Below are 22,385 nucleotides of genomic sequence, written 5' to 3'. Positions count from 1 at the left end.
TCCGGAGTTGGCATGAGGATTGCCTGAAGGCTTTTGCCCAGGGCTTTTCCCGGCAGTGCCGGCCGGCGTAGAAGGCCAGAATGAACATATGCGGTCCAAAGATGCCCTTCAGGGTGTATCATTAGGTACGCAGGACCGGCTACCCGTGGATACAGCGCTGGACTTGGCTGCGGAGTTGCTGATGCTGATTCGAGGCGCAGACTTCGAGAGCTATACGGTTGCGAACCACTCGCAGAGGTATGGGGCCGGCGAAACCATTCTCCATTTGGCAGACGAGTTCCAGTGTGACCGCGCCACCAATCCCCCCAATGACGTTTCGCGTCCCCTGTTCATCCTTTTCCCGAGCTACACGAGCGATGGTCAAGTGCAACAGATGTTGAACGGCATGCCACGGGCGGTTCAGGGTCTGGCGCAACGGCCATGCCCGGAATGCCCGTTTTTCAATACTGGCGTGTGTGTTATCAACATGGAGGGCCACACATGATCACACATGACGAGCTGCAGACGCTGATTCATCACGCCGCAAAAGAGGGACATAACATGTTGAGCGTGTACCTGAACGTCGATCAGGCGCGCGCCGCCAATCTGAACCGGCAGTTTGAAGTGCCGCTGCACAACATGCTTCGAGGCATCGAAGGCGTTGCCGGTGATGTGAGTGAACGCGGGGACTTCGAGAAGTGTGCCGTCCGGGTCCGCCAGTACGTGGCGGAATACCGTCCGTCGGGCCGCACGCTGGCGCTTTTTGCAGACCCGTCGCAGGATTTCTTCTGGGCGCGGGATTTTCGCATGTCCATCGAGAACCATGCCCGATGGCTTCCCCGTCCATTTATTCGGCCGTTCCTCGAAGCGCGAAATAGACATCCCCGGTATGTCGTTGCGCTTACAGACCGCGGGAAAACGCGCCTGCTGACCGTCTACATGGGTGAGATCGAAGAGGAAAAGGGATTAGTCGCGGAGGAAGACGTAAAACACTTCGATGCGTCGGGAAAAGACCAGACGCGGTCTCAAATGCGCTTTCAACGAAACGCCCAGGAACATGCCAAGCATCATCTCAAGAACGTTGTGGGGGCGCTCAAAGACCTGGACAAGAGCACCCAGTTCGACCGGCTTATCCTCGGAGGCCCGTCGAGAGCCGTGGCCGATCTGGAGCGCCTCTTGTCGGAACCGCTGAAGCACCGTGTCGTGAGCACCGTCACGCTTCCCGTCGAGGCCGACAGAAGAACCGTGCTCGACGAGACATTGCGGGTGGATGAAGATTACGAGTGCCGAAGCGAAATGGCGCTGACGGAAGAACTGCTGACCGCCGCCGCAAAGAGTCATCTGGCGGCGATCGGACTTCCGGCTACGGTAAAAGCAACCGTCGAAGGGCGGGTACGCATGCTCGTGTATCCGCGCGATTTCATGGTGCTCGCAAAGGAATGTCCGACATTGCCGGCGAACGGCGGCGGCGCAAAACTGACCGATTTCTTCGGCAAACCGATCCGGCCCGACGAGAACGTGCTGGACCTGCTGGTCGAAAGTACCGCGCGCGAGGGTGGCAAGGTGGAAGTGTTGCACGGCGAAGCCGGGAACCGCCTGAAAGAGGAGGGAGCCGGCATCGGCGCGTTCTTGAGATATTGACGGCCTTGGTTGCCTGACCGCGTCCGTTCGGATGGGTCCTTTGCCCGGGCCCTTCACAGGAAAAGGGGGAGCCTTGCTCCTGGCCGGTAACCTGCCAGGACAAGCCGCGGCTATAGACGGGCTCGTTCGGGGCCCCGTTGGTGAGCGGGCCGCTTTCTGCGGTTTTTCCCCGGCGTGGGAGTCCTCTTCCGCGCGGGCGGGCACACCTGAATTTGGGTTGTGCCGGGGTATTCGGCTATAAGATCACGGTGCGAACACGCTCGCTGTGAGCCGCTTTTCACGAGGAGACGACACGATGTCCAGAAGAATCGCCGCACTGCTCTGTCTCGTACTTCCTGGCGTTCCGTCCTTTGCACAAGAGGTGCTTCAGGACGCGAGCGCGGTCGTAAACGAGCGGTCCGAGCCTACGGATGCAGGGAAGCGCGTCGTGCAGGATGTGTCGCTTGCGACCGCCGCGGCTGCCTACACCCTACGCTATGAATACCTCGAACAAAACGGCGATTCCGGCCGCATCGCCTTCCCCAAGTGGGCGCCCACGATCGGGTATGTGCCCCTCGGCATCGCCGAGCCCTCCATGGAAAACTGGTACAACCAAGGGTTTTTCCAGTGGACCTTCGATGGTTTCAACATCAACGACTACAAAGCACAGTTCCGTGTCATCCGCGAGTTTGGGCCGGATGCCATGGTCGAGTACGCGTGGGACACGCCGAAAGTGAAGGCCGTCGCGCGGTTCGCCGTCACCTCGCGCAGCGACAAGCTGTTGTTTTTCGGACGCTACGAACCCAAGGAGCAGGTCAAACAGGTTACATTGAGGCTGATGGCCTATCCCGCGACGTTTGAAAAACCCTACAACCGGCGCCTGACAAGTCAGGTACGCACCCTTGCGGAAGGGGCGGCCGAAATCGACCTGACACAGGAACGGTGGCTGCTGTTCGAGGATATCGAGCCCGGCCGCAAAGGCGCTGGTTCGGCGGGCCTGCTGCTCGGCGACGCCTCGGCCTTCGCGAGTGTGACCGTAGCCGAAATCGGGGGTTACGCCGAGTACACGGACATTGTTCTGAAGCCCGAGCGGCGCACCTTCGCTCTCGGACTATACGAATGTCCTTCGATACCCGATTATGAGGCCACGCGCGCGTATTTTCGACGGATAGCTAATGCTGAATCGGACGCCCTCGCGGCCTTGTCCGGCACGGACTGGGAGCAGCCACTCGTGCCGCTCCCGGTCGACGAAGAACGGGTGGCGCGCGTGCGAGCGGAAGATGAATCGAGCCTCGACCGTCCCGCCGAGTTGTGGCGTCCAAACCCGGAACCGCTGGCGTTTCCCTGGGCCGCAAGTCTGCCGGGCGGCCCGGTCCGCGCGGCGCTGCTGGCGCCCCGCTGGGCGGCGTACGACACCATGGAACTCGCGCGGCGCGTCGAGTTGGACGTACGGCGCCAATACTTCGACTCGAGCACCGTTATCGCAAGTCCCGACATGTGGCCTTACAGGGGACAGACCGGCATCGGCGCCCTCAACGCCAGCCTGGCCATGCGAAACGCCGTGAACATCTGCCTGGATGCCAACCGGGACGTCATCGTTGCCGGCTCGCTTGAAGGGCAGGCCCTGGGACCGCGCCTGCAACAGACGATCCTTGGACAGGTCCGCGCTGGCAAAGGACTGATCATCACCGGCGGCGCGGACGCGATGGCCGGGTGGCCGCAGGAAGTTTTCGCGGAGGAAGACACGGAACTGGCGAGCACGCTCCTCGCCTACCTGCCGTGGGAGCGCATTCCCAGCCTGCGAAAAGGAAGCCGCGGGCGGTTGAGCGACGCTCCGCCACTGCGCGCATACCGGTACGGCGAGGGCCGGGTGCTGGTGTTTCAGGCAAATATCGCGCACTACTGCACCCTTTTGCCGCTGAATTCATTGAAACAGGGCCTGGATGGAAACGATGACCGTCTCCTCGCGCTGCACGGCTTGATCTGGGCGGCGGCGGCCGGCAGACCGCTTCCCGCGCGTATCGCGTTTGGCGAGTCCCTCGCGCCTGTGATGGCGGCCACGGCAACCACGCTGCCGCTCGATTTCTCGGGCGCGAACTGGACCCGCGTGCTGGCGCGCATCCAAGACGATACGGATACCGTGCGCGCGCTGCGTGATGACCTGCTCGACGAAACGGGTACACGCCTTCAGATACCGCCCCTGCCCGCGATGCACACGTATTACGTGGACGTTGTCGCGTTGAATGAGGCCAATGAATGCGTGGGACTCGGGGGCGCGACCCTGGATGTCGCCCCGGAATACGCCCTCGCCTCCCTTGCGGTATCGCCATCGCAACAGAACCACCCGGAAGCTCCACCGGCGGTAGATATGCCCGAGGGCGGCCAGCTTACGGTATCCGGAACGGTCAGCCCCGCTCCGGAGCCGGGAACGCTGCGCGCGGTATTCGAGCTCCGGGATTGCGTGGACCGCGTGGTAGCGCGGGCCGAAGCCCCTGTGGCCGCGGACGGGCGTGCCGAGGCAGTCGTCGACTTTCCGCGTCCGGTTGTCGTCCCGCACCGGCTCGATATGCAGCTGGTATCGGGACAGGCGCTCCTGGCGACGGCGAATATGGCTTTCACGGCGGCGGCGCCCTATCCGTACGACGACTTTACGATATTGATGTGGTCGTACGCCGAAGGGGACATCGTTCTGCGCGCAGAGAACCGTCTGTGCTATGAACTCGGCTCGGACATGATGGATCTATGCCATATGCGCGGGTACACCGACGCCAGCGCGGCGCGCGAGTACGCTGTGTCTGCCCAATCCGGTCAGCGCCTGGTGCCTTACGTGACGCGCATTGCCGGAGAGTCGGGCGATGACCATATCCTGCGGCCCAGCCTCTTCGACCAGGCCTGGCTCGAGCAGGAACGAGCCTCCATGGAAGTCTGCTCCCGCCAGGCCGCGCCGTATCATCCAGCGGCTTACACGCTAGGTGACGAGAATTACCTTGCCTCCGCGCGCGTCGAGGTGGATCTGTCGCCCGAAAACGCCGCCGCGTTCCGCGCGCGGCTCCGCGAGCAGTATCCAAACATAGAAGCCCTCAACACCGCGTGGAAGACGGCCTATACTAGTTTCGACGCGATCGGCGCTCCGATGCTTCTGGACGAGGCCGCTAAACAGACCGCCAGTTTCGCGCCATGGTTCGATTTCCGGATGTTCATGGACACGGCGTTCGCCAAACTGCACGAGACATTCGCCGGGTTCGTGCGGAAAGAAGATCCCGGCGCCAGGGTGGGATGGGACGGACTGCTCGGCTATCACTGGCTGGCCGGCTACGATTTCTACAAGCTTACGCGCAACCTCGAGCTCAACCAGGTCTACACCATAGAACCGCTCCAGGGCGAGCTGGTCCGCTCGTTCAAGCGTCCGGGCGCCCTTACCGGCGAATGGGGCAATGCCGTGGCCGACAACGAAGCCGGGTTCTCGGCCATTACCTGGCACAATCTCTTCCGAGGCCACAATTCGTGCTGGTGGTGGACATCGTGGGGCTGCGACTACATTCCTTTTAATCCCGACATGTCGATCTCGCACATGGGGAAATGGTTTTTCGACAGCGCGGCGGAGGTGAAGGCGGGTCCCGGCAAGCTGCTGCTTCACGGCCGCCGGGACGACTCGGCGGTGGCCGTCCTCTACAATCAGGCCGACCTGTTTGCCGCGAAACTGTTTGAGTCCGTGCCGGACAAGGCCCCCGTGCCCGGTTGGCTGGCAAACCTGACGGGCGTCATGTACGCGTTGCAGGACATGGGCTGCCAATACTCGTTCGTTGCCGCGCCCGATATCGAGACGGCCCCGGGCCGGTTAGATGAGTACCGCGCGCTCGTCTTGCCCCTCGCTACGTGCATGTCGGATGCGCTGGTGCAGGCTGTACGGGAGTTCGCGCAACGGGGCGGCCTCATCATTGCCGACGGCCGCGCGTGCCTGCTCACGGAGAACGGCGTGGTTCGCGGCCAGCGATTGCTGGATGACCTGTTCGGCGTGAAGTTGTCAGCCGGCCTGGAAGCGTTCCAGTCCGCGCCGAAGACGGTCACTTGCGAACTGGGGGGCGAGACGATAACCGCCGCTTCGCTGGAGACCGGTCTTCAAATCACCCACGGGAAGGCCGAGATCAACGCGGGGGACGTGCCTTGTCTGATCACCAACTCGTTCGGCAATGGACACGCCGTGTTGCTCAACATGCCGTTTTCGACCATCAACACCTTGCGCCACAAAGGACGCGAGCGCCTGTTATTGGAGCCGTTGGCGCGGCAACTGGCGCTGGCCGGCGTCAAGCCGTACGCGCAATTGACCGCGGAAGGCAAACCCGCCCGCTGCGTCGAGCAGACCCTGTTTGTGGATGGTTCTCTGCGCTACTTGTGTCTCCAGCAGGACATCCTGCTTCGGGGGCTCGAAGCGCAGAATCTCACCGTCTCAATTGACGCGCCAGCATATGTTTATGACATGCGGGCGGGACGGGCCGCGGCAGAGGAACCCATAACCTCCTGGAACGCCGCGATCTCGCGCGGGCGCCCCTTGGTTTATGCGCTCATGCCTTACGCGGTGTCGAGCCTGGCCGTCACCGTTGCCGCGGAATCCGTCCAAGGCAATACGCTGGAACTTGCCGCTGCGGTGACGGCCAAAGGCGCGCAGCCCGAGTATCACGTTGTACGCGTCGACGTGTTTGCGCCGGGCAGCAACACCTCTCACCGCCAGTATAGCCAGAACATCGCATGTCCCAACGGTCAGGGGAAGGCATCGATCCCGTTCGCCCTGAACGAGCCAGCCGGGACGTGGCGTCTGGCCTTCCGCGACGCGGCCAGCGGCGTAACGGCGGAGGCCACGGTGAATCTCGCCGCGCGGTGACGGCTCTCGAGCGTCAGGCCTTCTTGCGGCAAAGGTAGCTTACCGTGAGTAGCGGGCCATCTTTGGCGGACTCGATGGCGAACCCCGCCCGTTCCAGGAGGCCCTCCATGATCCATGCCTGCGTGCTGTATTCGCGGTTTACGTGGCCCACCCACGGGTCGCGAAAGGCGGGCGGAAACGATGCGCGCGCCTCGTCAAACACCCGCTCGTAGTCCGCAAGGTCGAATCCGAACACGACGTCCTTGAACCAGAACACCCCGCGAGGTTTCAGGTTCGAGGCGATGCGCTGCAGCGCGACGGCCTTCCAGAAATCCGGAATATGGTGCAGGGCAAGCTGGGATACCACGGTATCGACAGGGCTTCCTGCGTGCGCGTAGGTCAGGAAACCGGCGTGGTGCACCGCAATATTCAGGATGTGCTCTTGTTCGGCCCGCGACCGGGCGTGCTCGACCATGGACATCGAGACGTCGCACGCGTACACGAACCGGCAGCGCCGGGCGGCACGCAGGGCCAGCCACCCCGTGCCCATGCCCACCTCGAGCAGCGTGTGCTCGCGGCTGAGGCCGACGGCGTCCATGATCTCGCCGGCTTCCGCGTCGAAATCCCGCAGCTGGGCCATGCGGGATTCGTATTGGGCCACTTCAGCCGGGTCCCCGTAGTCCGTGCCGGTGTAGGTAAACTCATCATAGAGCCACGTACTGGGGCCGGTCATCTGTTTCATCTCCTCTGAACGCTTCTTTTGAATCTGACGTTCGTTGATGTAATCTGCAAGTATGCGTACACCCGGGTTGGCAAACGGGCCGGGAAAGGTTCAGAATCGTGCAGGATTATACGTATTGAGCGCGATGACGGCACGCAGGAACCCGTTATGCGGATGAACGCCGCCAGGGCTGCGTAGATTCAGGGAGAAAACCGATGCGAGCAAGACTGGGCTTGTTGCAGAGTGTGGCATGTGCTGCCGGACTGTTTCTGGTCATCGTTTCGCGTGTGGTTCATGCCGAGCCCGCCCCCGAAGTGGCCGCGGTCATGGATAACGTCGTCCAGCGCATGTACGACGCCTTGACCCTTGACGAACTGGCCAATGCCGGTTACGAGACCATCTGGAAGTTCATAACGCCGCAAGAGCGCACGGTTCTGGCCACAAAATACTGGACGTTCGACGTGAATGTCCCTGTGGTGGTGTCGGTAATGCGCCACAACGAACAGGAGGTGGCGCCGTTCTGGCTTGCCGAGGCCGGATTTCAGAAGACGGCTCTCGCCGTGCGGAACGAGCTCAACGTATACGAAGTCTGGCAGAAGCGTTTCGAGGCGGGCCGCGTCGAGCTGGGCATCAACGGGTTTGACAAACATCGCCCCCACTACTTCGTCGCCGTGGGCCCTCAGCGGCCCGGAACGCCCTTGCGGGTAACAAACCTGATGCCCGCCGCCTACTCGAAAAGCCTTATGTGCGAGGGAGCACTAACCTATCACGACTGGACCGAACTCGTGCTCGAGGAAGTGCCCCCCGAACTCACGGGTCACGTGCTCCTCACAACGGTGCGCGGGCGCGCCCGAGAAGCCCATCTCATCGGGGCGTTTCGCCAGACGCCGTTTCCTTCGTCGGAGAAGCCCGATCATCTGGCGTTGACCTGGAGCGCCGAGCCCGCCACCACCCAGACCATCCAGTGGCGAACGGGCACAGCCGTTGAGAACGGTGTAGTGCAGTACAGGCCCAAACAGGCTGCCCCGGACGCCCCCTGGCAGTCCGTGACCGCCGAAAAGGCCGTCATAAAGGACCGTTTGCTGGCCAACGATCCCGTCTGCCACTGGTTCACGGCGGCTTTGACAGGCCTGCAACCGGCGGCGGCGTACGTATACCGGGTAGGCGACGCTACGCCGGACCACTGGTCGGAAGAATCGGAATTCACGACCGGGCCCGCATCCGCCACCCCGTTCACGTTTGTTTTCATGGGAGACACGCACCGATCTCCTCAGTGGGGCGAGATGCTTGGCAACGCCTTTGCCCGGCACCCCGAGACCGCCTTCTACATGCTCGGCGGCGACCTTGTGGGCACGGGCCTTTATCGCGACGATTGGGACCAGTTCTTCGAGTATTCAACCGCCGTGTTCCGGCAACGGCCCGCCGTGCCGTGTATAGGAAACCATGACGACCAGGACGGGCTGGGCGCGGGGATGTACCTCGAAATGTTCGGGCTGCCCCAAAACGGTCCCGAGGGGATCGCACCCGAGCGCATGTACAGTTTTGAATACGGCAACGCCCTGTTTCTGATCCTCGATATCGACACGCCGCTGGACATCCAGGCTGCCTGGATGGAGGCCCAGCTGGCCAACACCAACGCAACATGGAAATTCGCCATGTTCCATTTCCCTCCCTACGCGCCCACCGAAGACTACCCCGATATCCGGGCGGTGTGGGGGCCCGTTTTCGACAAGTATCACGTCGATATGGTGTTCGGCGGCCATGTGCACCATTACCTGCGCAGCAAGCCCATGCGTGAAGGCAAACCCGCCGGATCCCCCGCGGAGGGAACCATATACCTGGTTTCGGTTGGAATTCCTTCGAAGGACTGGAGCGGCGGCGGACCCGACTACGCCGAAGTGATCTTCAGCGGCCCGGCCCTCTACCAGACCCTGTACATCGACGGAAACACCCTTGAACTGCGTGCTTACAGCGCCGATGGCAACGAACGCGACCGCCTGACCATCGTGAAATAGGAGCGATGTTACCGGCGAAAGCTACCGCATGAACGCGTCCACGTTGTCTCTGGTGACGAGCTGGAACGGAATGAACACCTGCTTCTCGAAGGGTTTTCCGGTGATGATCTTGTAGGCGGTCTGGACGGCGGTGCTGCCCTGGGCCTGCGCGTCCTGGAAGACTGTGGCATCGAGGCGACCGGTCTTCACGGCATCGAGCGCGTCGGCGATCGCGTCTACGCTCGCTACCACAACCTTTTCCTTGATCCCGGCCTGTTCCAGGGCGACCACGGCGCCCATCCCCATCTCGTCGTTCTGGGCAAACACGGCGCTTATATCGTCCCCGAACGATTGAATCCAGTTCTCCATCAAGGTGATGGCTTTGGCTCGATCCCATTCCGCGGTCTGGACCGCAAGCAACTTCAGTCCCGGGTGCGCGGCCAACACATCCTGGGCGCCGCGTTCGCGGTCGATCTGGGCGGTCTGGCCCATGAACCCCTGCATCATGAGCACGTTGCCCTTCCCGCCCAACCGGTCCGCGATGTACTGCATGGCGATCTGGGCGGATTCTTCGTCGCGCGACCCGACGAACGCCGTGGGGACCGAACGGGTCTGGGAATTCACGTTCACGATGGGGACGCCCGAAGCGATGGATTTATCAACTGCGGGAGAGCTGGCATCCAGCTCGCACGGGTTGAGGATGATGGCGTCCACGTCCTGGAGCAGGAAGTTCTCAATCTGCTGGACTTGCCTCTCGGCGCTGCGGGCCCCGTCGTTGACAATGAGGCGCACGCCGAGTTTCGCGGCTTCTTCCTTCATGGCTTCGTCAAGCAAAACAATGAATTCATTGGACAAGTTCAGGAGAGAGACGCCCATGACGATTTCGCCGCTGGCCGCATCTCCCCTTCCCCCGCCGGGGACTTCGCGGCTCTTGCCGCAGCCGCAGGCCCCAGCCGCAAGTAGGATGACCACTGCCGCGGCAGATACATTGCCCAGGATTCTCATACGCACTCGTTCCTTTTCTCCGTGCTCAGCTTCTTTTTGACCCGCGCCGGTCCAGCATCACCGCGCTGATAATGATGAGACCTTTCACAACCTGCTGATAGTAGGAGGGGACATTCAGCATGTCCAGTCCGCTGGCGATCACCCCCATCAACAACGCCCCGAGGATGGTGCCGCCGACGCCGCCGACGCCCCCCGCCAGGCTCGTGCCGCCGATAACCACCGAAGCGATGGCATCGAGCTCATACATGATACCTGCGTTGGGTTGGCCGGTGGTACTGCGCGCGGCCTGCACGATTCCCGCAAGACCCGCCAAGGCGCCGCATACGGCGTAGGCAAGCATCTTGGACGCGTGCACGTTGATGCCGGACGCGTAAGCGGCGGTTTCGTTGCCGCCCGTGGCATAGAGATGCCGCCCCGCTCGCGTGCCTCTGAGGAATATCGCGGAAACCGCCGCCACAACGGCTAGTATGAGCACCGGAATGGGTATGTTGAGAAAACTGCCGCTGCTGATGACGGTGAATTCAGGACGCAACTGCGAAACCGGCCTGCCGCCGCTTACGATGTAGGCAAGTCCCCGCGCCGCCGTCATCATGCCCAGTGTGGCGATGAACGGGGCCACGCCCCCTTTGGTAACGACCAGTCCGTTCATGGTTCCGCACAAGGCCCCCGTCAGAAGTCCCATAAACAGAGGCAGGACCAGAGGGTAGCCGCCGGGATGGGCAAACGTCGCCGCAACCACGCCGGTCAGCGCCACTACGGACCCCAGCGAGAGGTCTACCCCGCCCGTCAACAAGACGTACGTGACCCCCACCGCGAGGATGCCGTTGATGGCGATCTGGCGCAGCAGGGTCAGTACGAAGTCGATGGACACTGCCTGCGGTTTTGCGGCTGCCAGGATCACGCACACGGCTGCAAGCGCCAGAACCAGTCCGAAACGCCGCCATGCGCCGCGACACCTGAGTCTGGAGTGGTTTTGATCACCTCTCTTGTTGTCGGCCGAATCCGTCATCCGCGTGTTTCGTTTGGCTTTTGGCCTTCTTTTGCAGCAGACGCCCCATGGGTATTCCCGGGCCGGCGTGTCACGCAATTCAAGCTTTAGACCGATGCCGGAAGCCCGAGCCCGGCTCCACACCTTAGCAGAAAATGTAATGGCCATCCAGACACGAGTGCGCTACCCTTAAGGGGGTTTCGCCGGGCTTCTGATGCTCATTTGGTTGGTGCGCCCGGTGCGAAACGGAGGCAAAGGATATGAGCAGAGCAGCGGCCGTTGTTGTGTTGACCGTGTTCCTATTGATGCCCAGGGGGCCAATCGAGCCGGCGATGCGCATCGAAAGGGATTGGACCGTGCTCGACCTTCCAGGAGGCATTCCGCTGTCCAACGAGATCATTCTCGAAAACTCCTGGAAACGCGTCCAGGAAGAGCCGGCGAACGAGGAATTGAGGAGCAAGACAGTCGATTTCGCCCGCATGCTGGCCTCGCCTCAGGCGCCCCCGAAACTCGCTTGGGAGATTCTCATTCGGGAAGGGGTGCTGAAAGACGGAATGACATTGCTCGAGGCCGACCGAATCCTCGGGAACCCCACGAAGACTACGGAAACCGGATCGTGGTGGTATTTCAACTTTCGGGGCCAACACGTTTTCCCCGGCCTCCAAGCCACGGTTTCTGACGGCCGCCTGAGCGGGTGGAGAATCGGGCGTTTTTAGTGCGTCTCCGCGAATTCCGCAGGGGCAGTTGCCATCTTGAACGGGCGAAGAGAAACCCGCGCAACTCATGATGAGGTTGGGATATACGAGAGGTCCTGAGGGCAGAGATATGTTCTGTTTGCGCCCAGTTTCTCGTTGCATTGTCATATTCTCGTATGCTACCATTGCCCATGGCTTTTGAGGTTGGAGAGCCCCGCGCGTCTGTTAGTGGGGGCGTGCGCTCAAGTGCGCACGGTTCATTTTTCCGTGAGTTTCCTGCGGAATTATCCGCAGGTGTGGGATTTGCTTTCTCTTTAGAGTATAATTGATGCTTGTCACATGAGTTTCAGGTTGCTGTTGCACAGCGCCCAAACCCGGTTGAACGGTCAAGATGAAACAATCGTTTAGCACTTCGGAAGTTGCCAAATACTGTCACGTCACCCCAGACACCATTCGCAAGTGGGCCGAGGCCGGCCGCATCCATGTCTTCAAGACTCCTGGCGGACACCGCCGCATCCGGCACGAGGATCTCATCCAGTTTCTGCGCGAGAACAAGATCCCGGTTCATGTGGACCTGCGTGAATCCGGCACGAAGATTCTCGTGGTGGATGGAGAAAAATCGGTGGTATCCGTCATCCAACGGTTCCTCGAAAGGTCCCAGAATTCGTTTCAGGTGGCCGTTGCGATGGACGGCTTTGATGCAGGACAACAGATCGCCGTGTTTCGTCCGGATGTGCTGTTCCTCGACTTGGGTATGCCGGGCTTCAACGGCGCAAACATCTGCGGACGGATCAAGGGTAATCCGGATTATGCCAGCGCGCAGATTATCGCCCTGGTTGATTCCGAGGACCGCGACGTGATGGAAACCGCCGTCGAAAACGGCGCGGCCCTCTGCCTGCGGAAACCGTTTACGCCCGACGACCTCCGCCGTGCCCTGGCGAAAGTGGGCGTCGAGGTCAACTAGCCCTCAAACAAAAGACCGAGCCCATCGGCGATGCTTTTCAGAGCCGTTTGTCGGCTCTCTTTTTTTGTGTCGCCTTGCTTGAGACGGCGGCCCGACCCCCCGGCCTTCCACAAATCTCTTATCCCTCCGAGCATGCCTTGAAATGCAAATTATATTGTGATATAAGGACGTGTACACGGATATATGCATGCCTAAAATTTTAAGTATTATAGCAATTCTTCTTGTTCTGGCCGGTTGCGGGGGAATTGAGGCGACACGCTCGCAACCCAACATTCTCCTCGTAGTAATCGATACCCTCCGAGCAGATCACGTCGGCTGTTATGGGTACGAGCGCAATACCACGCCCAATCTTGACGCCTTCGCGCGGGACTGCATCGTCTATACCAACTGCTATGCAACGTGCTCATGGACGAAGCCCAGCGTGACAAGTCTCCTGACGGGGCTGAATTGCCGCGAGCACGGCGTGTTGGCGGCATGGGACGCGCTGCCAGAGGGCATGCGCTGGTTGCCAGAAGAATTCCAACGGCGCGGGTACATTACGGCGGCCTTCTCGAACAACCTTTTCATTTGCCGTCAGGACGGTTTCGCGCGCGGGTTCGATTATTGGTGGCAGTGGGCGCCTGGCGAAAGCTGGCGGGGGCGCATTGCAAAGAGATCGAGATCGACGACGCGGTACTCGTGAACCAAGTGATTCGGTGGCAGCGAAACGCCCAGGCGCCCTGGTTTGCGTATCTGCACCTGATGGGACCGCACGGACCCTATCATCTGCCCGCGCGGGTGAATGATTTTGGACCGGAACCACTCGATCAATACGATGCGAAAATGCGCTACGTTGACCATCAGGTGGGCCGGTTGCTGGCAGATGTGCATCCCGATACGCTTATCATCATCACGGCAGATCACGGCGAAGAATTCGGGGAACACGGAGGCACGCAGCACGGCAGAACGCTTCACGACGAGGTCCTGCGCGTACCTCTGCTCATTTACTGGCCGCATTGCGAGCCGCGCATCGAGCAGGGGCTGGTGGGACTCGACCGTGTAGTATCCGCCATCCTGGATGACGTGCTGCCGGAGACCGGCGGCAAAGTCCGCTGTCACTTGGAAATACGCGACCTCGGCGGCACCCTCAAAGATGTGCTGACTCGTACGGTGACGTCAGAGGATCTGCCGGAGACGGAAGCTCCTGCCGCAGACGCCGAAGAACTGCGGCGCGAGCAACTCGAGGCGCTAGGGTATTTCTGATCCATCTATAGTCCGCACTCGATAACACCCTTCGCCGTCTCGCGCCCGCGCCGCACTCGATTCTTGTGTCTAACGCGAAAGAGGGCTTATGCTTCCTCATTCTTTCGCGCGTATGCTGTCTTCGATGGTTTGCGGGGATGACAGTGCCGTCTGCCACCCCTTCGTCATGCTCGTCTGTTCGCGGCAACGAATTTGTCAGATGTCGTAGTAGAGGTAGTATTCGTAGGGGTGCGGGCGCAGGGCGACCTGCTCAGCTTCGTGTTTCCGCTTGTAGCTCACCCATGTCTCCACGACATCGTTGGTAAACACGTCGCCCTTGAGCAGGAATTCGTGGTCCGCCTCGAGCGCATTCAGTGCTTCCTCGAGGCTGCCGGGCGTCTGCGGCACCAAGGCCTTCTCTTCCGGCGGCAGGTCGTAGAGGTCTTTGTCGAGCGGCTCGCCGGGGTCGATCTTGTTCTGGATGCCGTCCAATCCGGCCATCAGCATGGCGGTGAATGCCAGGTACGGGTTGCAGGACGGGTCCGGCACGCGAAACTCGATGCGTTTCGCCTTGGGGCTGGGTGAATACATGGGTATGCGGATGCAGGCGCTCCGGTTGCGGCTGGAGTAGGCCAGGTTGACCGGCGCTTCGTAGCCGGGAACGAGGCGCTTGTAGGAATTGGTCGTGGGGTTCGTAATGGCCACCAGAGCCGGCGCGTGTCTCAGCAGGCCGCCGATGTACCACAGCGCTTCCTGAGTCAGCCCGGCGTACTTGTTGCCCGCGAAAAGCGGTTTGCCGTCTTTCCAGAGGCTTTGGTGGGTATGCATGCCCGACCCGTTGTCGCCGAAAAGCGGCTTGGGCATGAAGGTCACGGTTTTGCCTGCCAGCCGTGCGGTGTTCTTGATAATGTACTTGTACATGGTCACCTTGTCGGCCATGGCGGAAAGCGTATCGTATCGCAGATCGATTTCAGCTTGGCCGGCAGTGGCCACTTCGTGGTGATGACATTCGATGTCGAGGCCGCAGGCGAGCATGGTAGCGACCATTTGGCTCCGCAGGTTGGACTGCGAATCCGCCGGCGGCACGGGAAAGTAGCCTTCTTTATGGCGAAGCTTGTAGCCCAGGTTGGGCATCTCATCCCCGCCGCTGTTCCAGATGCCTTCCGAGCTGTCCACTTCGAAGAACCCCATGTGGGCGTTGTAATCGAAGCGGATACTGTCGAATATGAAAAACTCGGCTTCCGGACCGAAACAGGCGGTGTCGGCGATGCCCGTCGAGAGCATGTATGCTTCGGCCTTTTGGGCGATACACCTCGGGCACCGCGAGTATCGTTCTTTGGTGATTGGGTCCAGAATGTTGCAGTACAGGATGAGGGATTGAATGTCGGCGAAGGGGTCCAGGACCGCCGTCGTGGGATCCGGCATCACCAGCATGTCGCTCTCGTTGATGGCCTGCCACCCGCGAATACTCGAACCGTCAAATCCAAGACCTTCCTCGAACGTTTCCTCGGTCAACTCCGCGGAGGGAACGTGAAAGTGCTGCATCAAGCCCGGGAAATCCATGAACCGCAAGTCAATGAACTGCACTTTCTCCTTCTCAACCAGTTCAATAACGTCTTCAGGGCTGTAATCCTTAATCATCGTGTCCTCCGTGCGTACTCCTGCGAGACTCCCTCAACCTCTTGGCTGCAAACGGTTGATGGGACGCGTCCCGGGATCGCTGAGGACGGCTGACGTCTGCAACCAATCTACCCAATCGCTATTTCACCCGCTTCGCCGGTGCGAATGCGGATAGCTTCCTCCACGTGCGAGACAAAGATCTTGCCGTCGCCTATCCGGCCGGTCGACGCCGCCTTGACGATGGCGTCTATCACGGCCTCGAGCTTGTCGTCGCTGATGACAATCTCGAGTTTGATTTTGGGCAGGAACTCGACGACGTATTCCGCGCCGCGGTACAGTTCCTTGTGGCCCTTTTGCCGGCCGAAACCCTTGACCTCCGTGACGGTCAACCCCTGAATGCCGACTCCCGAAAGAGCCTCTTTGACCTCTTCGAGTTTGAAGGGTTTGATGATGGCTTCAACTTTTTTCACGTGTTTTCCCCTTTCCATGGTGCTGCAGGGTACGATTCCGCTACCCGCCAATCTCACAGGAACCAAACAGAAACAGGGTAGCGCACCCGGCCTGGAAAAGGAAACTGCGGTCTCGGCTGCGATGCTGGGCATAGGGGAGCAAGGGGTGTGCCAAGTCCTGAATCTGATCGTTTTCGGGCCGTTTTCAGCCCATTTGCGCGTTGTTGCCGGGCAAGCGTCTGCCGCTTGCATTTCGCAGTCCGCCACGAAAACGACGCCTGGGTCAGACTTAGAAGAAAGAACCGACGAGAATGTAGGGATCGAGAGGCCCCGTCACCGGGTTTCGTTGGCGAATACACGGGGGTACGCAATACGCACCGTGTCGCCGGGCCCTATATCGAGATAATCAAAGGATTCGCCGACATCGAGGACAGTGCTGTCCTCGACGTCGAGCCGGAGCGGTGTTCCGGGCACGGTAGCCACCACGCGCGTCTCGCCGCCGTTAGCCCCGACGATGCGCTTACCATCGAAAAAGCGCGTCGAGTGTCCTTTTCGAACCGTTCTGGTGTACTCATGGGTGATCTCGCTGAAGACTGTCTTTCCGTCGGGGATCGCGCTCACGCGCCCCGTACCAAGCGCGAGTGTACTTGCGCGCAGCAGTAGGCTCTTGCCTTCGGCCTTTCTGACATGGTAGGCGGTGGTCCGCGAATAGGCGGGATTCGAAAACACTGCCACGAGGCGTTCAAGCCCCTCTGGCGCCTCGGTATCGAGGGTCACCGTCCGGTTTTCCGGGTCCACGGCTGCCACCGTTGCCTCGAACACGCCAGGACCATCGTGAAGGCTTGCGCCGCCAACCTCCAGATGCGAACACCCCACGGTTTCCGCCAGCGTGATCTTCCGTCCGTCGCCCTCTAGATGCAGGAAATCGCCGTTGAAGACGACAGGGCCGTAAGAGGAATCGCAGCGGGCATCGCCGACCGCCACAATATCGACAATGCCGTCCGCGCGGGTAATCTCGAGGGTCTTTTCCGCGAGACGCGTGACGGAGCGAAGTCTCGGGGCCGGGGCCGTCGGGCCGTCAGGGAGTTCACCAAAACTTATGCCGCACAGGCCGCCGCAGAAGGCTGTTCCCTCTGCGGTGCGGAAAGTAAGCGTGTGTTTTCCCGGCGCCGTATCGACTTTGCCCAGGGGAAACGCCACGGGACCCTGGACGCTCCCGGCCGCCAGGGAGACCTGTTCGCCAGCCTGTTGGCCGTCCCATTCGAAGACCACGGCTCCATAGCTCGGCGACTGCATGCAATGCGCGACCAGGTCTGGGGGGACGCCCGGTCCCAGCTCGAGTTCAAACTCCATGAGGTCGCCTGGCTGCGTACCCATGAGCACGACGGCGCCTAAGCCTGTTATGAGTTTCGTCTCGGCGGTTTCGCGAACCCGCCGGGCACCCAGCTCCAGGAAATCGAAATCGTAGACGAGCCCATTCTGGAGATAGGGCTCATAGACCGTGAGGAACGTGCTTTCAAGCGGCGCCCCGTCCTCCGCCTGGCGCCGGGCAATGACGTAGCTCGAGAGGGGCATGTGCGGGTAGAGGCCCGGCGCGGATGCGAAAATGGCCTCCGCCGAGTCGCCGAGCACATGCATGCGCATCGTCGTTGGTGTGGCCCCGTCAATCGTCCACGTGCCGCCCCAGTGCGCCGCGGGTGTGGCCCTTCGTACATCAAAGAAAAAACCGTAGCCGTTCCCGGGCGGCGGATTCCAATACGGTTTGTCGGGATAGCCGATGATGTCGCCGTCCATGCCGATATTCCGGCCCCAGTCGTATCCCTCTGCGAGGCTGCCTTCCCGAGCCTCGAGCGTGTCGACGCCAAAGGGTTCGAGGTTCGTGCCGATGCTCCCGAAGCCGTAATCGTGGCTCTTCCCGCCCGCGACCCGGAAAACGTCGACCAGATAGCCGCCTCGGGCCATGAGCGCCACGGCGCGGCGGTATTCGGTCACATTGGAGGCTGCGTAGCTAAGTTCGCTCGTGGCCTCGGCAAGCTTCACCCCTGGCAAATCGGCAAACAAGAGGAGGCTGCCGCCCGAACCGGGCTGCTCGAACTGGTTGGTTTCGTCGACGGTCACGAGGCAATGGCTGACGGTGCTCGAGGCCCAGCCGACGTGCGCGTGGGTGCTGCCAAGACCATAGCCGATGTCGTAGCTGAGTTCGTAGCCGTTGGCGTAATACAGAAGGCTGAGGTCGTCGGGATCGCCGTGGTTCAGGCTGGGTCCGAAACGCATGAAGACCGCCTGGCCGTCCGAACGCAGCATGACCATGCCTTTCATGCCGGCCACCCACGAACCCGTCACGCGGTCGGCGGCCTCGGGCGGGAGTTCAGGGTCGCCCGCGGGAACCGGGGCGGCATGCCAGAGCAACCACGAATCGGATTGTTCGTTGCGAGCGCGAGCGACGTCGCCGTCGGCCAGATAGAGCAGCGTTTTGCCGTATGCCAGGCGCTTCTCGGGGTCGGTGCTTCGCGCATACAGCCGCTCAAGATAACTGTAATCGGTGGAAGACATGGGGCGCTTGGGTATGGGCTTGTACGTGTATTCGGGTGCAGCGTCGCCGAAATTCGGCATGCGGCCCGCCATCATGACCATCAATTCGGGAAGAAACAAGGCCGACTGCATCTTCGGGTAGTCATAAAGGTTGAGGCCGTCTGGATACTCCTCGTTTCGCAGGTTGTAAAGCGGGTCGGCGAAGGTCAGGTACAGGCTTCGGGCGTGGATGGCATAGCCAAGGGCCGTCTCGTAATAGCGTCCGTCGCGATCGATATTGTTTTCGAGCATGGTATAAATCGAAAACGTGCTGCCCACCGCGTTCTTGATGTACGTGGGAATGTCGAGGAGACAGCCAACCGCCAACGCGCCCCGTACATAGTCCGCGTGCCCGTTGTGCAAGGCCCCGTCGTAGCTGTGCTCATAGCAGTAGTAGGCGCCGTCCAGGAGCATGTAGTTAATGATGTTCTCACGGCGTGTCATGCCTTCGCGGAGGGACGGCTTGTCCATGGCAGGGCTGTTGTACATGAAATCGAACTGGTCGACGTATTTCACGAGCGTTCGCGCAACCTGGTACCATGGCCGTGCGAGGCGGCCGCTGGGCGGGTTGCTCGGGTAATCCCACGACCCTGAGGTGGACTCGGCGTAGATGGACGCCAGAGCGTCCAGGAAAAGCGTGCCGCGCTCGGCATATTTCTCATCGCCGGTCAGAAGATACGCTTCGGACAGCGCGGGCAGAGCGTTGAGCGTCCATTGTTCGGTCACCCAGGCGTTGAATATGCCCACGAAGTAATGCATGCGGCCATCCTTGGCCTTGTAGCCCGTGCCAGGATCGGGGTATTCTTCATTGGGAAACCAGCGGCCGTCGCTGTTCCTGACCTGGCCGGGATGGCCCCAACTGCACCGCGCGCCGGACCACGAACCGCCGAACCGGTCGTTTGTCGACGGGTCGCCCGTAAACCCGTAGGCATAAGCAGCGCCCGGCTTCGGAAGGAATTGCAGCCAGTATGCATCGTCCTCGCGCAGCCACTCGTCTGCCGCATTGACGATTGCGTCGCGTTTCGCCTTTGCCCACTCGAGCTCCTCGCACCGCTGGCGCGCTTCCGCGACGCCGGCAGGAGTGAGGTTCACGCAAGGATGTTCGGCACGTCCGCGCGCCTTGATTTCCGCCTTCGGTTTCGGACACGATTTGTTGCCCAACCCCTCGAGCACTTGGTTGGGGTCCAGGGCGGCCTGGATCTCGAAAAGCCCCACGTAATGACGCGCTTCGTAGACGGAATGCACGGTTACGCGCACGCTTCGCGTGGTGCGGGCTTCGAAACGGATGACGGCGTTCTGGTCCTCCTCGCCCAGCACTCGCTTCACGGGGTCGCCTTCCGCAAAGGATATTTCGATTTCCTTCCAAGCCGCATACAGACTGTCCACGGGGATGTCCAGGAGCAACGTATCTATCTCAACGGGCATCGCGAAACGCAGCTCGAACCATTGGGGCATGGGGGCCATGTCGCTGCTTGCCCATCGTGTTTCAGGGAGGCCGTCGACCGCCATTTCGCACGCGTACTTCCCGCCGGTTGCCGATGAAGCCGCGACACTGAGCCCTTCGAGACGAATCTGCGGGTTTGCCGCGCCCGCAACCACAAAGAAGACAATTGCCGTCAAATGCATGTTTCGCGTCTCCTATTCCGCGCGCTCGACGAAGACAACAGCCGAAAGTTGGGCCTGGTCGAAGGCGATTTCCAGGCCGTTCTGTTTAAGCTCGCCGCCGGGGCGCGTATCCGTCCGGTTGGCGTCCACAAATTCGAGCCGGTACGGGGCCTCCGCGACAAACGGCATCTCCAGTCTCTTCGTGAACGCTCCGTTGGCGTCCCAGCGCAGCAGTAATACCGCGGCGCGGCGTGCATCGGCCGTCCAGTACATCACCCCCGCCGCATCGGCACCGTCAATGGCCGGGTATACGTCATAGAGGTTGTCGCGTTTTACTTCGTTCAAACGCCGGTAGCGTGCAGCCTCTTCGATGATTACCGCGCGTTGCCCCTCGGGGATCCTGGGCAGGTCGGCCACGACGCCCCAGACCCCAGCCATGGCGCTGCGGCAATACATTCTGGTGAACGCGTCATCGCTGGCGTCATTGTCGTAGGGGCGGTTGGTCCAGCGGATGACGGTCCACGGCGGCATGAATTCAAGGGCCCCCAGGGCTTCTTTGAGATTGCTGCGGGCATGGCCCAGGCCGGTACTTCCGCCGTCGCGGATCCACTGGCCCTGGGTGAGCAGCACGGTAAACTCGTTGATCATGCGGCCGCCACTCTGGCAGTTCTCGATGTAGAGAGCGGGCTGGTCTTTGCGGACCGCCCGCAGCGCGTCCTCAAACGCGATGACATTGCGCATCCGGCCCTTGCTCAGGTCGCCGGTGAAGAAGTCCTGGTCGTATTTCCACCAGCTCGCGTGATAATCGTCGCGCAGTTTGGCGGCGTGTGCAACCAGATACGTGCCGAAATCCGAGCCCGCCATATCGACGAGGCGGCCGTTGATGAATTTCCGGTAGAACCCCGGCTCGTCGAGCTTGAGGGGCGCCTCGTCCACGTAATCGGGGTGCACGAACTGGGGACAGGTCCAGATTCCGGGTTTGACGCCAAGGGCATCGAGCCGCTGCATGGCGTCGCGGAATTCGCCGGGCTTGAACTTCGCCGGGTCCGGCTCCCACTTTCCACAGGCTTCGTACCAGCCGGCGTCCACGATGAAATAGTCGAAGCCATAGGGCGGCATAGCGGAGATCTGGCGCTGCAAGAACGGCCCGTCGATGTCGAAACGCGCCGAGTACCAATGGTTCCATGTGAACGGATAGGACGGAGCAGGGCCGCCGTAGACGCGCCCGGCCAGCGCGAGACGCTGCCGTATCCAGTCCGCCCGCCGTTCCGCCTCGCTCGTTCCCCGGGCAAACACGACGTGAAGCACGGGGCCGGCAATGGTCTCGCCCGGCCTCAGGACCAGCTGTGTTTCCGGCGGGGGCAGGAAGGTGTTAAAGGCCAAGGCGCCGTCCGCGCGTTTCAGAACTGCCTGCCACCCGCCGCACCATTCCAGGCCGAACCATGCGTCGCCTTGCGAGCCCTGCGTGCGCCAGTAAGGGTTCTTGCCGTCACCGTCGTCATCGGAACTGTGGATATGACTCGCGAGGGTAAGAGTCTCACCTTCTTCCAGTTGACGATCATGATGGACAAACGACAGGGCGTCCCAGTACCGGACCGGACCGTCGTACGAATCCAACTGCCACACGCCGTTCCATACCGGAAACCATTCGACCGCGGTTTCCATGCTGCTCTTGTTTGTGAGGAGGGCTTGCAGGCGGAGCAAGGTGCCGTGCGGGGCTAATTCGGCGCGCCACGTGACCTCGAGGCCCTTTGCGAGCTGCCGCGAGGCCTCGGCCCGCACATACGCATCGTGCGCGGCGCGTTGCCATTCCGTGCATACGGCCGAGGTGTCCGCGAGGCCCTCGGGAATCCACGCGGTCAAAGGCACGTCGCTGGTGTCGCGAAACAGCACTGCCGCGTTATCGCCGAGACGCTCGGCCATGGCGATTCGCGGCGTTTGAGACGCGCTGACTTCCAGTGTCAGCTTGAGATCGCCGTTCTCAAGGGTGAATGGCTCCGCCATGACGCCCCCCGCCGTGATTGCACTCATGATCGCAAAGATGCAGCCAGCTCGCATGCTTTTGGCCTCCCTGTCGGCGAAGTATACGCAGCCC

At 61.3% G+C, this 22,385-nt stretch carries 15 protein-coding genes; 8 read left to right on the top strand and 7 right to left on the bottom strand.

The window, feature by feature from the left end:
- The first annotated feature begins 145 nt into the window (after window positions 1–145).
- The 3 genes from PLJ71_04295 to PLJ71_04285 all read left to right on the top strand — a co-directional run bounded on the left by PLJ71_04295 (window position 146) and on the right by PLJ71_04285 (window position 6,478).
- On the top strand, window positions 146–484 hold the full coding sequence (locus PLJ71_04295; protein ID HQM47882.1) for a hypothetical protein: 339 nt from the start codon (window positions 146–148) through the stop codon (window positions 482–484).
- The gene (locus PLJ71_04290) at window positions 481–1,620 is read left to right on the top strand and encodes a Vms1/Ankzf1 family peptidyl-tRNA hydrolase (protein ID HQM47881.1); all 1,140 of its coding nucleotides are present in this window, start codon (window positions 481–483) and stop codon (window positions 1,618–1,620) included. Before PLJ71_04295 ends, PLJ71_04290 begins: the two co-directional genes overlap by 4 nt.
- Window positions 1,621–1,915: 295 nt before the next feature.
- A complete protein-coding gene (locus tag PLJ71_04285) occupies window positions 1,916–6,478 on the top strand; it encodes a beta-galactosidase trimerization domain-containing protein (GenBank protein ID HQM47880.1) in 4,563 nt (1,520 codons plus the stop codon).
- 13 nt (window positions 6,479–6,491) lie between these two features.
- On the opposite strand, the gene PLJ71_04280 is transcribed toward PLJ71_04285, so the two are convergent.
- Complete coding sequence (locus tag PLJ71_04280; GenBank protein ID HQM47879.1) at window positions 6,492–7,190, bottom strand: class I SAM-dependent methyltransferase; 699 nt, start codon at window positions 7,188–7,190, stop codon at window positions 6,492–6,494.
- Between the two features lie 203 nt (window positions 7,191–7,393).
- Here PLJ71_04280 and PLJ71_04275 point away from each other — a divergent pair, with 203 nt between their 5' ends.
- Entirely contained in the window at window positions 7,394–9,193 is a 1,800-nt protein-coding gene (locus PLJ71_04275) for a metallophosphoesterase family protein (GenBank protein ID HQM47878.1), read from the top strand.
- A 21-nt stretch (window positions 9,194–9,214) separates the two neighbouring features.
- Here PLJ71_04275 and PLJ71_04270 read toward each other — a convergent pair whose 3' ends face one another.
- A complete protein-coding gene (locus PLJ71_04270) occupies window positions 9,215–10,177 on the bottom strand; it encodes a sugar ABC transporter substrate-binding protein (GenBank protein HQM47877.1) in 963 nt (320 codons plus the stop codon).
- Window positions 10,178–10,202: 25 nt separating this feature from the next.
- On the bottom strand, window positions 10,203–11,186 hold the full coding sequence (locus PLJ71_04265) for an ABC transporter permease (GenBank protein ID HQM47876.1): 984 nt from the start codon (window positions 11,184–11,186) through the stop codon (window positions 10,203–10,205).
- A 239-nt stretch (window positions 11,187–11,425) separates the two neighbouring features.
- Here PLJ71_04265 and PLJ71_04260 point away from each other — a divergent pair, with 239 nt between their 5' ends.
- The 4 genes from PLJ71_04260 to PLJ71_04245 all read left to right on the top strand — a co-directional run bounded on the left by PLJ71_04260 (window position 11,426) and on the right by PLJ71_04245 (window position 14,066).
- The gene (locus PLJ71_04260; GenBank protein ID HQM47875.1) at window positions 11,426–11,881 is read left to right on the top strand and encodes a hypothetical protein; all 456 of its coding nucleotides are present in this window, start codon (window positions 11,426–11,428) and stop codon (window positions 11,879–11,881) included.
- A gap of 370 nt (window positions 11,882–12,251) precedes the next feature.
- Window positions 12,252–12,824: a response regulator gene (locus tag PLJ71_04255; protein ID HQM47874.1), complete on the top strand. Its 573-nt coding sequence runs from the start codon at window positions 12,252–12,254 to the stop codon at window positions 12,822–12,824.
- Window positions 12,825–13,011: 187 nt separating this feature from the next.
- The gene (locus PLJ71_04250; GenBank protein HQM47873.1) at window positions 13,012–13,506 is read left to right on the top strand and encodes a sulfatase-like hydrolase/transferase; all 495 of its coding nucleotides are present in this window, start codon (window positions 13,012–13,014) and stop codon (window positions 13,504–13,506) included.
- Entirely contained in the window at window positions 13,431–14,066 is a 636-nt protein-coding gene (locus tag PLJ71_04245) for a sulfatase-like hydrolase/transferase (GenBank protein HQM47872.1), read from the top strand. The genes PLJ71_04250 and PLJ71_04245 overlap by 76 nt, the downstream gene beginning before the upstream one ends.
- A gap of 195 nt (window positions 14,067–14,261) precedes the next feature.
- Here PLJ71_04245 and glnA read toward each other — a convergent pair whose 3' ends face one another.
- The 4 genes from glnA to PLJ71_04225 form a co-directional block, all read right to left on the bottom strand.
- Window positions 14,262–15,686, bottom strand: coding sequence for a type I glutamate--ammonia ligase (gene glnA, locus PLJ71_04240; GenBank protein ID HQM47871.1), 1,425 nt, complete (start codon window positions 15,684–15,686; stop codon window positions 14,262–14,264).
- Between the two features lie 107 nt (window positions 15,687–15,793).
- Complete coding sequence (locus PLJ71_04235) at window positions 15,794–16,135, bottom strand: P-II family nitrogen regulator (protein ID HQM47870.1); 342 nt, start codon at window positions 16,133–16,135, stop codon at window positions 15,794–15,796.
- Window positions 16,136–16,447: 312 nt separating this feature from the next.
- A complete protein-coding gene (locus PLJ71_04230) occupies window positions 16,448–20,311 on the bottom strand; it encodes a heparinase II/III family protein (protein HQM47869.1) in 3,864 nt (1,287 codons plus the stop codon).
- Window positions 20,312–20,323: 12 nt separating this feature from the next.
- Window positions 20,324–22,348 carry an alpha-galactosidase gene (locus PLJ71_04225; GenBank protein ID HQM47868.1) on the bottom strand — a complete coding sequence of 675 codons (2,025 nt, stop codon included), beginning with the start codon at window positions 22,346–22,348 and terminating at the stop codon, window positions 20,324–20,326.
- Window positions 22,349–22,385: the final 37 nt, after the last annotated feature.

It is taken from the genome of Candidatus Hydrogenedentota bacterium, assembly GCA_035416745.1.
In the GTDB taxonomy this organism is placed as follows: domain Bacteria; phylum Hydrogenedentota; class Hydrogenedentia; order Hydrogenedentales; family SLHB01; genus UBA2224.
The sequence above is the reverse complement of the archived record's forward strand: the minus strand, read 5'-3'. Positions and strand labels throughout refer to the sequence as shown.